This is a genomic window from Pseudoxanthomonas sp. PXM02, assembly GCF_014851805.1.
Lineage (GTDB): Bacteria > Pseudomonadota > Gammaproteobacteria > Xanthomonadales > Xanthomonadaceae > Pseudoxanthomonas_A.
In genome coordinates, this window is record NZ_JACVAK010000001.1 from 1,530,948 (window position 1) to 1,545,388 (window position 14,441).

General features: G+C 67.9%; 10 protein-coding genes. 5 read left to right on the forward strand and 5 right to left on the reverse strand.

Features of this window, described 5'->3' with window-relative positions:
- Positions 1-33 precede the first annotated feature (33 nt).
- Both IB225_RS07470 and IB225_RS07475 read left to right on the forward strand, forming a co-directional pair.
- Positions 34-468: a hypothetical protein gene (locus tag IB225_RS07470; protein WP_192310544.1), complete on the forward strand. Its 435-nt coding sequence runs from the start codon at positions 34-36 to the stop codon at positions 466-468.
- A gap of 111 nt (positions 469-579) precedes the next feature.
- On the forward strand, positions 580-1,158 hold the full coding sequence (locus IB225_RS07475; RefSeq protein ID WP_192310545.1) for a mechanosensitive ion channel family protein: 579 nt from the start codon (positions 580-582) through the stop codon (positions 1,156-1,158).
- Positions 1,159-1,171: 13 nt separating this feature from the next.
- Here the strand turns inward: IB225_RS07475 and IB225_RS20580 are convergent, their stop codons facing one another.
- Positions 1,172-3,742, reverse strand: coding sequence for a methyl-accepting chemotaxis protein (locus IB225_RS20580; protein WP_305076404.1), 2,571 nt, complete (start codon positions 3,740-3,742; stop codon positions 1,172-1,174).
- A gap of 181 nt (positions 3,743-3,923) precedes the next feature.
- Here IB225_RS20580 and IB225_RS07485 point away from each other — a divergent pair, with 181 nt between their 5' ends.
- A complete protein-coding gene (locus IB225_RS07485; protein ID WP_192310546.1) occupies positions 3,924-5,702 on the forward strand; it encodes an EAL domain-containing protein in 1,779 nt (592 codons plus the stop codon).
- A 13-nt stretch (positions 5,703-5,715) separates the two neighbouring features.
- Here IB225_RS07485 and IB225_RS07490 read toward each other — a convergent pair whose 3' ends face one another.
- Both IB225_RS07490 and IB225_RS07495 read right to left on the reverse strand, forming a co-directional pair.
- On the reverse strand, positions 5,716-7,842 hold the full coding sequence (locus IB225_RS07490) for a methyl-accepting chemotaxis protein (RefSeq protein WP_192310547.1): 2,127 nt from the start codon (positions 7,840-7,842) through the stop codon (positions 5,716-5,718).
- Positions 7,843-8,033: 191 nt separating this feature from the next.
- Positions 8,034-9,275 (reverse strand): MFS transporter, encoded by a 1,242-nt coding sequence (locus IB225_RS07495; protein ID WP_192310548.1) that lies wholly within the window; start codon positions 9,273-9,275, stop codon positions 8,034-8,036.
- Positions 9,276-9,519: 244 nt separating this feature from the next.
- Between IB225_RS07495 and IB225_RS07500 the strand changes: the two genes are divergently transcribed.
- Positions 9,520-12,396, forward strand: coding sequence for a serine/threonine-protein kinase (locus tag IB225_RS07500; protein ID WP_192310549.1), 2,877 nt, complete (start codon positions 9,520-9,522; stop codon positions 12,394-12,396).
- 37 nt (positions 12,397-12,433) lie between these two features.
- Entirely contained in the window at positions 12,434-12,820 is a 387-nt protein-coding gene (locus IB225_RS07505; protein WP_192310550.1) for a DUF6165 family protein, read from the forward strand.
- Positions 12,821-12,844: 24 nt separating this feature from the next.
- Here IB225_RS07505 and IB225_RS07510 read toward each other — a convergent pair whose 3' ends face one another.
- Both IB225_RS07510 and IB225_RS07515 read right to left on the reverse strand, forming a co-directional pair.
- Entirely contained in the window at positions 12,845-14,152 is a 1,308-nt protein-coding gene (locus IB225_RS07510; protein WP_192310551.1) for a glycoside hydrolase family 2 TIM barrel-domain containing protein, read from the reverse strand.
- A 72-nt stretch (positions 14,153-14,224) separates the two neighbouring features.
- Positions 14,225-14,425: a hypothetical protein gene (locus tag IB225_RS07515; RefSeq protein ID WP_192310552.1), complete on the reverse strand. Its 201-nt coding sequence runs from the start codon at positions 14,423-14,425 to the stop codon at positions 14,225-14,227.
- Between the last annotated feature and the right edge of the window lie 16 nt (positions 14,426-14,441).

The window sequence follows — 14,441 nt, forward strand, 5'->3', positions numbered from 1 at the left end:
AACAGACATCAAATCCGCACCATGGAACACACGATGCGCGCACGCCGGCACCCACTCCGCATCGTTGCTGTCGCCGGCCTTCTGTCGCTCGCCACTGGCGCGCATGGCCGCGATGCACCGCCACCGCGCACCCTGCCTGCGAACGTCCAGGCGGACGTCGTCGCGATCGCGGAGCACCTGGCGCAGGTGCAGGAAGTGGACGCGACGCTGGCCTGCGGCAAGGCCGTGGACAATGCGCGCCATGGCGTGGAAACGATGCTTGAGGTCGCCGAAAAGAACCGGCGGGACGGCTACATGACCCAGGCCGCCTACGAAGCCATGGCGCCCGCCCTGCAGTCGCTGCTGGGCGTATTGACCGTACCGGACTGCGAGGCCGCCACGGGCACGCGGCGCGATTTCTACCAGTGCATGTCCAGCGACTACAACCACGTCGTGGCGTGCGGCAAGGCGCATCCGTTCGAGCCCTGATGCGGCCCGCGAGGTTGACCGCATACGCCCGCACCGTCACCCTTTCCGCATGATCCCGCATTTCTTCTCCTGCTCGCCGTGCGCTTCCCTCCCCTCCGCTGAGGTGCGCTGATGTCGTGGCCCGAGCTCAATGGCTGGCTGCAGGAAGGCGCCCGTGTCGCGATTCCGATCGCCCAGGCGCTCGCGATCCTGCTGGGCGCATGGCTGCTTCTGCGCGTGCTGCGGATCATCGTGCGCCGCATCTGCGACAGCTACCACCTTCCGGCCCAGGTGGCGGTCAGCGCGCGCCGCCTGCTGGGCGTGCTGGTGTACATGTCCGCCTTCATGCTGGCACTGGGGCGACTGGGCGTGTCCGGCAGCGTCCTGTGGACGGCGCTCACCGGCTTCACGGCCGTCGCCGCGGTGGCGTTCTTCGCCGCATGGAGCGTGCTGTCGAACATCTTCTGCAGCGTGCTGATCCTCACCACGCGGCCGTTCCGCGTGCACGACCACATCGAAGTGCTGGAGAACGGCGACAAGCCCGGCCTGCGTGGTCGCGTCATCGACATCAACCTGCTCTACACCACGCTGCTGGAAGAAGACGCGCTGCGCGGCGACACCGTGCTGCAGATTCCGAACAGCCAGTTCTTCCAGCGCACGACACGGCGCTGGCGTTCCGGCTCGCCTCCGGCGGCCACGTCGCCGGAGTAAGCGTCGTCTTGCTTCAACCCGCAGGAACGGGCCGTTCCACGCGCATCGATGGCCGGCGCTGCACGCCGGTCCTGAACATCGCCACGGCCTGCTCCAGTCCGCGGGCCTGCTGATCCATTTCGCGGGCCGCCGCGGAGGCTTCCTCCACCAGCGCGGCGTTCTGCTGCGTGACCTCGTCCATCTGGGTGATGGTGCGGTTGACCTGTTCGATTCCTGAGCTCTGCTCCTGCGATGCCAAGGAAATCTCGGCCATGATGTCGGTGACGCAACGCACCGAGGCCACGATCTTCCCCATCGTGGCGCCAGCCTGGTTCACCAGCGCCGAACCATCGGCGACTTTGTCCACCGAGGTCTCGATCAGGCCCTTGATCTCCTTGGCCGCGTTGGCCGAACGCTGGGCGAGCGCCCGCACTTCCGACGCGACGACCGCGAATCCGCGACCCTGCTCGCCTGCGCGCGCCGCTTCCACCGCGGCATTCAACGCCAGGATGTTGGTCTGGAACGCGATGCCGTCGATGGTCGCGATGATCTCGGCGATCCGCTTCGACGACTGCTCGATGTCCTGCATGGTCGTGATCACCTTGCCGACCACCTCGCCGCCCTGCGAAGCGACGCTCGCCGCGCCGATCGCCAGCTGGTTGGCCTGACGGGCGGATTCGGCGTTCTGCCGCACGGTGGAGGTCAGTTCTTCCATCGACGCGGCCGTCTCCTCCAGATTGGCCGCCTGCTGCTCCGTGCGGCGCGACAGATCGCTGTTGCCGGCCGCGATCTCGCCGGCGGCGGTGGTGATCGAGGCCGATGCCTGCTGGATAATCCCCACGATCTCCGTCAGCTGGACGACGGTGGCGTTGGCGTCGTCGCGCATGCGGGCGAAGACACCGTGGAAGTCGCCCTCCATGCGCGCGGTCAGGTCGCCCTGCGACAGCGCGGCCAACAGCCCCTGCAGCGATGACAGGTTGTACTGGAAAGCCTCCAGCAGCCGGTTGGTGCTGCTTGCGAGCGTCAGCACGAACCCCTGCTTGCCCTCCAGCACCACGCGCCCCTGCAGGTCCCCACGCGCGGCAGCATCCACCACCGCTGCGATCTCCCGTTCGACCAGCGTCTCCACCGCGCGGCTGCGCCACTCGACAGCCGCGCCGATCCGCACCCCCTCCACCACAACGGGCGTGATGGCCCACTGGTAGCGCACGCCGCCGTGTTCGACCTCTTCCTCGAACGCCGCCTCGCCCGCCCCCAGCCGGTGCTGCACGCCGCCGAACGCCGGATGCAGCTGCGCGGCCGGTGCACTGTGCAGCGTCGCGACGTCCGGCACCTCGGCCTGCAAGGTCCGGTTGGCATACACGACCACGCCGTCGGCATCCAGCATCATCAGCCCGGTCTGCGCGCAATCCAGTGCCTGTCGTGCGCGTTCGTTCTCGCGTGCAGCGGCCCGCTCGGCCTCGATGCGCGCGCGCAGGCGGCCCCGCATGTGCGTCAGTGCTGCGGCCAGCCTGCCGATCTCATCGTGCGGGTTGTGTACCGTCAGCGGGGTGTCCAGACGATCTTCGGCAATGTCGGTGGCGAAGCGCAGCGTGTCTTCGATGGGGCGGCGGACCGCGCGCAACACCATCGACAACGTCGCGATCAGTGCGGCGGACACCAGCAGCCACGTCAGCATGAAGAACCCGTCGATCCAGCGGCCGCGTGCGCGTTGTTCCGCGCGTGCCGCCGCCAGCGCCTGTGCCTGGCTGTCCTGCAACGCGATCAACGCGGGACTGATGGCGGCGGCGGTGTCTTCCAGCGCCTGCGCTTCGACATCCAGCCCCACGCGCGCCGCCGTGTAGGCCAGCAACGCGCCCTGATAGGCGTCCATCCCGGCGCGCAGCGCATCCTGAGCGTCGGCGGGCAGCGCCGATGCGCCCAGCGCAAGGTCGAACGGCAGCTTCTCTTCGCTGACGCGATCGGTATGCGCGGTATCGCCGGTCAGCAGGAACTGGCTTTCGTGCCGCCGCATCCGCTGCACGTGGGCCATCAGGGCGGTGGAGCCTTGTGCTTCGACGTCGGTCTCCAGCGTGGTGGCAGCCGCATCGAGCAACGCGCGCAACCCTGTCTCGCCCTGGCCCATTTCGTCCACGCGGGCATTGAGCGACGTGATGCCGTCGCCGAACTGCGCGACCTGCGCGGCAACATCCTGCAACGGGGGCGAGCGACGCACGCCTGTCGCGACCTTCGTCGCGGTCTCCAGCGTGGACGCCAGTTGCTGCCGCGCTGCGTCGAGCTCGTTGCGATGCACGTCCGACAGGCTGTGCGCGTACGCGGTCTGCAGGCGGCGCGCCTCGGCGACCTGCTGCGCCAGCGTGCCGGCCAGTACCGCCTGCGCCTGATGGCCGGCGAACGTGTCGCCCGCGCGCTCCGCGCCTACACTGGCGCGCCAGTAGGCCAGCGCGATCACCAGCAGGCCGAGGCCGGAGACCAGCAGACTGGCCTGGATCTTGCCCGCCAGGCTCATGCGGGCCAGGCGCGTGGACGACACGCCGCGCAAACTGCGGACGACGGTGTCGGCGGCGCGGAGGAAAGACGACTTCAGGGATTCGGGGGAGGCCATGCGCGTATTCCGGACAGAATGACGCATCGGTATCGGCCGTTCCCGCAGGAACTTTAGCGCCCGATCGAACGGCACGTGTGCGGTTCCGCGATGCCGTCGTTGTACAGCGCGTGCGCTACAGCACGATGACGACGGCGACTGACGCGGAACTGTCACGGAAGCGCGCTAGCGTGCCGCCCCCATGCTCGCCTCCCCGCTCCCCGACTCCCTCGACGCACTGCTGGACGGCGCGCTGCGCCCCGGCGGTCTGCGCGCCCTGTTCCAGCCGATCGTGCGGTTGGAGGATCGCCAGGTCGTCGCGCATGAAGGCCTGATGCGCCATGCCCACGCGGACATGTCGCCGCTGCGCCTGCTGGATCGCGCGCGCACGGCAGGACGGCTGGGCGAACTGGAAACGCATGCTGCGCGCACGCTGGCGCAGGCGTTCGACTTCGATCGTGGCGGACGCCTGCTGGTCAATCTCAGCGCGCACGCCATCCTGCAGGGCGCCTTGCGTCCACAGCAGGTCATCGAAAGCCTGCAGTCGGCAGGACGGGACCTGAGCCGCTTCGTCATCGAGATCACCGAACGCGACATCGTCGAAGACGTGGGCCGGCTCGCGGACGCATTGGGCTATCTGCGCGCCGCCGGCATCCGCATCGCGCTGGACGACTTCGGCAACGGGCACTCCAACTTCGAGCTGTGGCACGAGTTGGGACCCGAGTACGTCAAGATCGACCGCTACCTGATCCACGAGATCGCGCAGAGCCCCGGCCGCCTGAGCATCGTGCGCGCGCTGGTGCAGGTCGCCGACAGTCTCGGCACGGATCTGATCGCCGAAGGCGTCGAACGCCTGCAGGATCTGGCGATCATCCAGGACCTCGGCATCCGCTTCGCGCAGGGCTATCTGCTGGGCCGACCCAGCAGCGTCGTCTCCGACACCGCACCCGAGGAAATCCGCCAGGCGACGCGCGAGAAGCTGCCGGTCTGGCCGCTCGATGGCCGACGCTCCGCGTTCCCCAAGGTCACCGCCGCGCACCTGCTGATCGAAGCCCCGTCGATCGATGACCAGGCCAGCAACTTCGAAGCCGAGCAACTGTTCCGCCAGCATCCGCAGTTGCCGGCCCTGCCCGTCATCGACCACGATGGGCGGCCGCAGGGACTGATCAACCGGCGCGTGTTCAATGAGCGCATGGCCGTGCCGTTCGCGCGCGAACTGCTGGGCCGCAAGCCCTGCATCCAGCTGATGCATGCCTCACCGATCATGGCCGACGTGGGACAGAGCATCGATGCGATGTCGGAGATCCTGCTGGGCGAAGACCAGCGCTACCTGTCCGATGGTTTCATCATCACGCGCGACGGCCGCTATGCCGGCGTCGGCACCGGCGAGGCGCTGGTGCGCCGCGTGACCGAATTGCGCATCGAGGCCGCACGGTACGCCAATCCGCTGACGCTGCTGCCGGGCAACATCCCGATCGCCGAGCACATCGCGCGGCTGATCGAGGCGCGGCAGTCGTTCATGGCCGCGTACTGCGACCTCAACCACTTCAAGCCGTACAACGACCAGTACGGCTACTTCCGCGGCGACCGCATGATCCGCCTGGTCGCCAGCACGCTGGTCAAGCATGCGGAACCACGCTGGGACTTCGTCGGCCACGTGGGCGGCGACGACTTCGTGGTGCTGTTCCAGAGCGACGACTGGGAGCGCCGCTGCCAGGAGATGGTCGGCGAGTTCAACACCGCCAGCCGCGCGCTGTTCGACGAGGCGGACGTGGCCCGGGGCGTACTGGAAGGCGAAGACCGGGCGGGCCGTTACGCCACGTTCCCGCTCACCACGCTGACGATCGGCGTGGCGCCGGTAGAGCCCGGCCGCTTCTCCACCGCCGAGGAAGTCGCCTCGCAGGCCGCCGCTGCCAAGCGTCGGGCGAAGCGGCTCAACCTGGGCCTGCACATCCTGGACGCGGTCGACGCCGCGTCCTGATGTCCGCGCCGGATCAAGCGGCGGCGCGCAACCGCACTGGCGCCGCCTCCTGCGTGTCCAGCACGAACACGTCCACCGCATCGGTCAGCAGATGCGCCTGCTCTTCCATGGCGCGCGCAGCGGCCGTGGCCTCTTCCACCAGCGCTGCGTTCTGCTGGGTGGTCTCGTCCATCTGCACGATGGCCTGATTGACCTGTTCGATGCCCGCGCTCTGTTCCTGCGACGCGGCGGAGATCTCGGCCATGATGTCGGTCACGCGCTGCACGGACGCGACGATCTCGCCCATGGTGGCGCCCGCCTGGTTCACCAGCGCCGAGCCATCGGCCACCTTCTCCACGGAGGTCTCGATCAGGCCCTTGATCTCCTTGGCTGCATTGGCCGACCGCTGGGCCAGCGTGCGCACTTCGCTCGCCACGACGGCGAAACCCCGGCCCTGCTCGCCGGCACGGGCGGCTTCCACCGCCGCATTGAGCGCCAGGATGTTGGTCTGGAACGCGATGCCGTCGATCACCGAAATGATCTCGGCGATCTTCTTCGACGACTGTTCGATGTCGACCATGGTCGCGACCACGCGGGACACCGTCGCGCCGCCTTCAGAGGCGATGGAGGCGGCGCCGATCGCCAGCTGGTTGGCCTGGCGCGCGGAGTCGGCGTTCTGGCGCACGGTGGAGGTCAGCTCCTCCATGGAGGCGGCGGTCTCTTCCAGGTTGGCCGCCTGCTGCTCGGTGCGGCGCGACAGGTCGCCGTTGCCGGCGGCGATCTCGCCGGCCGCCGTCGTGATGGAACCCGAGGCCGCCTGGATATGCGCCACAATGTCGCGCAGCTGCGTCACCGTCGCGTTGGCATCGTCGCGCATGCGGGCGAACACGCCATGGAAGTCGCCTTCCATGCGCACCGTCAGGTCGCCGCGCGCGATCGCACGCAGCAGCGCGGAGACCTCGGCCAGGTTGGCATCGGTGGTTTCCATCAGGCGGTTCAGGCCGCCGACCATGGCGCGGAAATCGTGCTGGTAGCGCGTGTCGTCGCCGCGCTGCGAGAAGTCGCCGGCCGCCGCCGCAGACGCCAGGCGCGTAATTTCGCCGTTGATCGCCGACAGGTTCGCCTTGGTCACGTCCATCGCCTGGGTCAGCACCGCCTTCTCGCCGGGCAGGCGGTCCATGTCCATCGACAGATCGCCGATCGCGTAGCGCTGCATGATCTCGACCAGGCGCATCTTCACCGCGATGTGCGATGCCACCAGCGTGTTGGTACCGCGCACCATGCGACCGTATTCGCCGGGGAACGCGCCATCGTCCATGCGGAAGCTGAGCTGGCCGGCATCGTGGCGCTCGGCCATTTCGCCCTGTGCGGCGATCACGCCCTTCAGCGTCGACGTCATCGCCAGCATGGCGTTGCCCAGCTGCCCGATCTCGTCACCGCTGCGCACATGGATGCGCGGATCCAGGCTGCCGGACGCCACGGCACGGGCGACGTTGGCGGCATCGACGACCGGCCGGATGACCGAACGGCGGATCCACCAGCCCAGCACCGCGATCAGGGCGATGGCGGCCAGCACCGACAGCACCGCGCACAGCACCAGCGTGCTGCGTGCGTCCTGCGAGCGTGCGATCACCGCTTCGTCGGCGAGCACCTTGGTGCGCGCGATCAGCGCTTCCAGTGTCTTGCCGAGTTCGCGATCCATGCCCTTCACCAGGCGGTCGCCTTCCTGCGTGTCGTAGCCGGCGGCGGCGAACTGCTCCAGCGCCGCGCGATAGTTGGTCTCCAGTGTGGTGTGCTGCGCCAGGAAGTCCTTGGCCAGCTGCCGTGCCTGCGGATCGGCCAGCGCGGTCGACAGTGAGCCGGCAAGCGCAGCGACCTCGCGACCCCTTTCGTCGAAGGCCGTCACGTACTTCGTGCGCTGCTCTTCGTCGTGCCCGCGGATCAGGATGTTCTTCCACTCCTGCACCTGCACGCGGAAGTCGCGGCTCAGGCGTTCACCGTCCGCGGCCTGCGCCACCTGCGGCGGCACTTCGGTGGACAGGCTCAGCCAGGCGGAGCCCAGGCCGGCAAGCGCGCACAGCAGGATCACCACGAGACCAAGGGTCAGCGAACCCAGCAGCTTGACCTGCAGGCTGTAGGAACGGGAAGCGGACGAAGACATGGGGGCACGACACGGGCAAGGGAGGGACGCCCTTCTTAACGGCCTCGCCCGCGACGAGTTAAGTCACACTGACGTGCGCACGACGGCGTTTTTTATTGCAGTTTCGTGACAATCCTGCGCAGCCATCACAACCACACCCGAAATCCCGCGCGTACTCAGTGTGTTGGCGCATGACGCGGGGATGACACGACTCAGGACGCCGCGTCGCAGGCGACGTCTGCCGGCGGCGCAGCGCCGCGCAGCGTGCGTTGTGCCCACAGATAGATCAGCAGGCCGGCGACCGCCATGGCCGCGCCCACATAACCCGTGGAGGTCCAGCCGAAACCGGCCGTGATCGCCATGCCGCCCAGCCACGGACCAAGTGCATTGGCGGTGTTGAACGCCGCGTGGTGCGAGGCGGCCGCGAGCGTCTGCGCGTCGCCGGCAACGTCCATCAGGTGCGACTGCAGGATGGGCCCCAGCGCGCCCATCAATCCGATCGTGATCGTCGCCAGCAGGATCGTCGGCAGGCCTTCCGCCAGCAGCGGGAACAGCAGCAACGCCACCAGCGCCCAGGCCAGCACCATCCACGCGCCGCGCAACTGGTAGCGGTCGGACAGCCAGCCGCCGACGAAATTGCCGATCACGCCGCCCACGCCGAATCCGGCCAGCCCCAGCGGGATCCATGCCGGCGACACGCGTGTCACTTCCAGCATCGTGGGGGCGAGGTAACTGAAGACGGAGAACATGCCGGCGAATCCGATCGCGCCGATGCCCAGCGCCTGCCAGACGGGCAGGCGGTTGAAAGCGCGCAGTTCGTCGAGCGGGTGCGCTTTCTCACCGTCGATGCCGGCCGGCAGCCAGATCGCCAGCAGGGCCGCGGTCGCCAAGGCGACCAGCGCCACGACGGCGAACACCCAGCGCCAGTCGATCACCTGGCCCAGCCAGGTCGCCAGCGGATTGCCGATCAGGATGGCCAGCGTCAGGCCCAGCATCACCAGGCTGATCGCGCGGCCGCGCTTGTTCGGTGGACTGATCGCCACGGCAGTGAGCGCGGCGACGCCGAAGTAGGCGCCATGCGGCAGGCCGGCGATGAAGCGGAACACCAGCAGGCTTTCGTAGGTCGGGCCCAACGCACTGGCGAGGTTGCCCAGCGCGTAGAAGCCCATCAATGCCAGCAGCAGCGTCTTGCGCTTCCAGCCGGCGCCGAGGATCGCCAGCAGCGGCGCACCGACCACTACGCCCAGCGCATAGGCGCTGATCAGGTGCCCGACCTGCGGTTCGGTCACGCCCAGCGAGGCCACCATGTTCGGCATCAGGCCCATGCTGGCGAACTCGCTGGTGCCGATGGCGAAGCCACCCAGCGTCAGCGCGAACAGGATCAATCCCACCTGGCGTGGGGGCAGCGGATGGGCGCTCGACGCGGAGGCCGGCGGCAACGAGGACGTGGTCATGTCTCATTATGCTGCATGGCAGCAAACCCGCGTGCCCCTTGCAGTGGAACGCTGTGTCAGCGCCCTGCAACTTCTCATTACGCTCGACTGCGAATCGAGCGCCGGCACGTTCACAAATGTGCACGACATGGAGTACAACGGAGCGCCAATGCCCCCGCAAAAGCTGATCCGTCGCTGCACGGAAGCGCGGTTTTCTGTGACTGATCCGGTGCCGTCGTTCCTGCCTGCCGGAAGCCTCTCTGCCATGAACACGCATGCCGCCAAACTCCGGGCACTGTCGTTATTCGAAGACTACGTAGCGCTGGCACCGAGCGAGCGAGCGCAGGCGCTTGAGCGGCTGCGTGCGCGGGAACCGGACGTGCACCTCGCGCTGGAGGCCATGCTGATCGCCGATGCCCAGTCGCAACTCGTCGATCACGCACCGCCCGGCGTGTTGCTGGATGACATCCCGGCAGGGACCGCCTCCGCACTCGACCTGCGCGTGGGCAGCCGTATCGGTCCTTGGCGCATCACGGCAGTCCTCGCCAGCGGAGGCATGGGCACCGTCTACGAAGCGCAGCGTGACGATGGGCAGTACCAGCAGCGCGTGGCGCTCAAGTGCATCCGCCAGGAACTGACCTCGCCCACGCTGATCGAGGCCTTCCTCAACGAACGCAATACGCTGGCCCAGCTCGACCACGCCGGCATCGCCCACCTGCTCGACGGCGGCATCGACGCCCACGGCGTGCCCTGGTTCGCCATGCGCTACGTCGAAGGCGAAACCATCGACCAATGGTGCGATCACCAGCGCAGTACCGTGCGGCAACGGATCGAGCTGGTGCTGCAAGCGTGCGAGGCGCTCGCATTCGCCCATCACCGCATGGTGCTGCACCAGGACATCAAGCCGTCCAACCTGCTGGTGACCGCGGAAGGCCAGCTGCAGGTGGTCGACTTCGGCCTGGCCGCCACGCTGGCAAGCGATCGGCCGCTGCGGCGCATCGCGGTGTCCCACGGCTATGCAGCACCCGAATCGCTGTCGCCGGACCGGCCGACGATGGCGGTGGACGTCTATTCGCTGGGCGCGGTGATGTACCTGCTGCTGTGCGGACGCCTGCCGCATGCGTCGGGCAGGATGCGCCTGACCGCCTCCGCCGGCACCCATGCCGAGCCGGCATCGCACCTTGCGCGGGAGGCGACGGCTCAGATGGCGCAGGCGCGCGGCGTGCGCGACGGCCGTGCCCTGTCGCGTCAGTTGCGAGGTGACCTGGACGCCATCCTGACCCGCTGCTGTGCGCCCGACCCGGCACGCCGCTATGCCTCGGCCGCCGAACTGCGCGATGAGTTGCAACGATGGCTGCGGATACAACCGGTGGCAGCGCGCGAAGGAGCGCCGGGGTATCGGGCCCTCACCTTCGTCCGCCGTCACCGGCTTGCGTGCGGGCTGGTCGCGCTGTTGGTGGCGTCGCTGGGCGCTGGCGGCGTGGCGGCCCACCTGCAGTCGCGTCAGACCGCGAAGGAGGCCGAGTCCTACGCTGCACTCTCGACCATCTTCGAGCACACGCTGGGCAATGCCACGTTGTCCGGGCTGGGCCGGCAGTCATTTTCCTCCAAGGCGTTGCTCGAGCAGACCGAAGCGCGGATGCGCACACTGCCGCTGCAGGAACACCCCGGCGTCCTCGCCCGCGGCCTGCTGATACTGGCGCGCAATTACGCCGTGATCGGGGACTACCGGCAGGCCAAGGCGCTGACCGACGAAGCCGCCCTTCTGCCCGGTACGGATGGCGACACGGCACTGGAAGTGCAGGCCACGCTCGCCGCCATGCAGACCCTCGCAGGCGAACCCGGCACGGCCCTGACGACGGCGCAGGCGGCGCTGGCGACGATGGACGATGAACCGGCCGCAGCGACGTCGCGCGTGCGCCTGCAGCTGCTCACCCAGGTGGCGGAAGCGCAATGGAATCTCGCACAGCACGATGAGGCCATGCGGACGCTGGACCGTACCCTCGGCCTGGCGGCGGCGCAGGTGAACAGCGAACCCAGCGATGTGGTCGCCTTGCTGACCCTGCGCGGCCAGTGGCGGATGCGGCTGCAGGACTTCAAGCCCGCCGACACGGACTTGCGCCATGCGCTCGGCATGGCGTTAAGCGTGTATCCGCTGCAGGCCGCAGACGCCGAGCGCGCGCTGGCGACCAGCCTGCTGGCCCAGGAGCGCTTCGACGAGGCCCTGCCCTTCGCCGTGGCGCAATGGCAGCACACGGTGCAGTTCCTCGGCGCCAACCACCCAAAGACCGGCAGCGCCCTGATTGCGCTCGGCAATGCGCGCTGCCTGGCCGGCGATCTGCCCGGGTGCCGCGAGGCGATCGAACAGGGCACGGCGCTGATACGCACGGCCTATGGTGAAGACCATCCCGCCTATGGCAGCGCGCTGTTGGCCCAGGCTGCACTGCTCCGCTACGAGAACAGTCAATGGAACTGGGACGATCTCGCCGCGCTCACCCGTCGCGGGCTGGCGATCCTCGAGCGCCACTACCCGCCCGGCAACGATGTGCTTCTCCTGGCCCGCGCCAACTTTGCCAACAACCTGACCGTGTCGCCCCGCGATGCTCCCGAGTGGATCAGTCGCATGCGCGAAGCCAGGGACATCCTGGAGGACGTGATCGCGATCTCGGAACGGCAGAAGCTGCCGCCGCCGCCGTTGGCAAAGGTCCAACTGGCCCGCTTTCTGGTCGATTCGCCGTCGGTCGAGGACGACGCACGGGCGGAGCTGCTGCTGAAGCAGAACGCGACCTTCCTTGCCGCGCACTATCCGCCAGCGCACAGCCACCTGGACAACAACCGCATCATCCTCGCCAACCTGTTGGTGGAGCTCGGCAAGCCAGAAGAAGCCGATCCGCTGCTCGCGATGGTGGAAGCGCAGAACCGGCCACGGCTGCCCAAGCCCAAGGCGCACATCCTGGTCAATGCCGCGTTGATGATCCGTGCCACGATCGCGGCCGATCGCGGCGACAGGAAACGTGCAAAGGAGATCCTGGAAGAAGCGCTCGCCGTCACGTCCAAGGACTACCCCCCGGAGCATCGCCTGGTCGTGTCAATCAAACGGGCCATGGAGAATCTGCGGACCAAGGGAGACGTGCGCGATTAAGGCGCTTCATCGCGCTGCACGGCGCTAGAATGCCCCCATGAACACCATCCTGATCCCCGTCGCCATCGGCGAACTGGCCGACAAGCTGTCCATCCTCGAAATCAAGGCCGAACGCATCGACGATGCGGCCAAGCGCGCGCACGTCGACGTCGAGCGCGCGGGCCTGCAGACCCTGTGGCAGGAGCTCGCGACCGCGCAGCCGGAATTGGCCGCACTGAAGGATGACCTGCGCCGGATCAACGAACGCATGTGGGACGTACAGGATGCGCTGCGCGCGAAGGAAGCCGCGCAGTCCTTCGACGCCGAGTTTGTCGAACTCGCGCGCTCGGTGGCAAAACACAACGGCGACCGCATCGGCGTGAAGAACGCGATCAACCGTCAGGCCGGCTCGCGCTTCATCGAAGAGAAGCAGTACCAGGCCTGACCCGCTGCACCCGTCGCCGGGTGATCAGCGCGCGTCCACCCGGAACGGCAGGTTGGCGTAGGCTGCGTGGCCGTGGCCATCGCGCACTTCGACAAACAGACGGTAGGCGCCCGGTGCGTCGGGCGCGGTAAAGCGCAGGCCGCCCTTGCCGTCGTCCTCCATCGCCAGGTCCAGCGTCGGCGGCACGTCTTCGCGGTCGCCACCGATGCTGGTGGCCGTGCTCTCGTGCAGCACCGTCCACCGGTAACGCACGGCATCGCCGTCCGGATCGCGTGCATCGACGCGGGCGACCGCGGACTGACCCGCCTTCACCGTCACACTGTCCAGCGCGGAGCGTCCTTCCAGCGTCAGCGGCTGGATCGACGGTGCGCGGTTGGCGGGCCAGCGGCCCGTCCACACGTACTCCATCGCGTCCACGGACGGCGTGCTCTCGCCGCTCGGAAGGAACAGCCCGTACCACGTCGGCGTGCGCTCCTGCTTGTTGCCCCACAGGAACACGTACGAGCCCAGCCCCTGCGTCTTGTCGGCGGCGATCACCTGTTCGTAGCGCTGCTGCAGCAACGCCGCCTTGCGTGAGGCGTCATCCTCGATCGGCGCCTTCCATGACGTCAGCGGGCTTTCCCAATGCCCCGTCGGTCCCCACTCGGTGACGACGTAGGGACCCGTCCAGCCACTGCTCGCCAGTTTCTCCGGCAGCGCGCCGATATCGCCGTACAGCTGGATGCCGATCAGATCCAGCGACGGTGCGCGCGCCTTGAGCAGATCGATCAATTTCTTGTCGAAGCCCGCCAGCGTGGTCATGACGGGATGGTTAGGATCTTCGGCATGGATCGTGTCGGCGATCTCGCCGATGGCATTCCATACCTTGGGATTCTCGTAGTGCAGGTTCAGCTCGTTGCCGGCGACCCACATCAGCACGGCAGGATGATCCTTGTACAGGCGCACTTCCTGGCGGATGCGCTCGCGTTGCTTGGCCACGGCGGCCGCGTCGTCGTAATCGAAGCCATGGCGCTCATTGCCCACTTCGATGCCCATCGCGACTTTCAATCCATTGCGCTGCGCGCGGTCGAGCATGGCGCGCACCTTTGCCGTGTCGGTGCCGGTGCTCCAGGTACGGAAGGAATTGCCACCGCGGGCGGCGAGCTCTTCCTGCTCGTCTCCCGACATGCCGGCGCCTTTCACCAGGAAAGGTTTGCCATCGACATGCATGAGATAGCGACCGTCCTCGTGGACGATGCGCACCTGCGAGGGGGCTTCGGCCCGTGCCACGGACGCCGCCGTGGCGGCAACGTACAGGAGGGAGGCGAGTCCCGCCTTCAACAGCATGCGCATGCGATCTCCAGGGCGTCCGGTGAGTACCGCCGCATCATGCCATGTGCCGGCAACCCGCCATGCCGCACAGCGTCATGCCACGCCGTGGCGCTCGCGGATCACCTGCAGGCGTTCGCGGTAGTACAGCGCATCCGCGGCCTTTTCGGGCGGATGGTCCGCCAGCCAATCGACCGCGTCGCGCAGGATCGCGGTCTTGTCGGCTTCCGGGGCTTCGAGTGCGGTATCGACGCGGTCAAGTTGCAGGATGACGGCCTCGCGGGTGGTCTGGGTCATGGCACGACTCCGTGTT

What these genes read in the sequence shown, in the direction of transcription:
- IB225_RS07470 (WP_192310544.1), top strand. Translation starts at nt 34, where the DNA reads ATGCGCGCACGCCGGCACCCACTCCGCATCGTTGCTGTCGCCGGCCTT.
- IB225_RS07475 (WP_192310545.1), top strand. Translation starts at nt 580, where the DNA reads ATGTCGTGGCCCGAGCTCAATGGCTGGCTGCAGGAAGGCGCCCGTGTC.
- IB225_RS20580 (WP_305076404.1), bottom strand. Translation starts at nt 3,742, where the DNA reads ATGGCCTCCCCCGAATCCCTGAAGTCGTCTTTCCTCCGCGCCGCCGAC.
- IB225_RS07485 (WP_192310546.1), top strand. Translation starts at nt 3,924, where the DNA reads ATGCTCGCCTCCCCGCTCCCCGACTCCCTCGACGCACTGCTGGACGGC.
- IB225_RS07490 (WP_192310547.1), bottom strand. Translation starts at nt 7,842, where the DNA reads ATGTCTTCGTCCGCTTCCCGTTCCTACAGCCTGCAGGTCAAGCTGCTG.
- IB225_RS07495 (WP_192310548.1), bottom strand. Translation starts at nt 9,275, where the DNA reads ATGACCACGTCCTCGTTGCCGCCGGCCTCCGCGTCGAGCGCCCATCCG.
- IB225_RS07500 (WP_192310549.1), top strand. Translation starts at nt 9,520, where the DNA reads ATGAACACGCATGCCGCCAAACTCCGGGCACTGTCGTTATTCGAAGAC.
- IB225_RS07505 (WP_192310550.1), top strand. Translation starts at nt 12,434, where the DNA reads ATGAACACCATCCTGATCCCCGTCGCCATCGGCGAACTGGCCGACAAG.
- IB225_RS07510 (WP_192310551.1), bottom strand. Translation starts at nt 14,152, where the DNA reads ATGCGCATGCTGTTGAAGGCGGGACTCGCCTCCCTCCTGTACGTTGCC.
- IB225_RS07515 (WP_192310552.1), bottom strand. Translation starts at nt 14,425, where the DNA reads ATGACCCAGACCACCCGCGAGGCCGTCATCCTGCAACTTGACCGCGTC.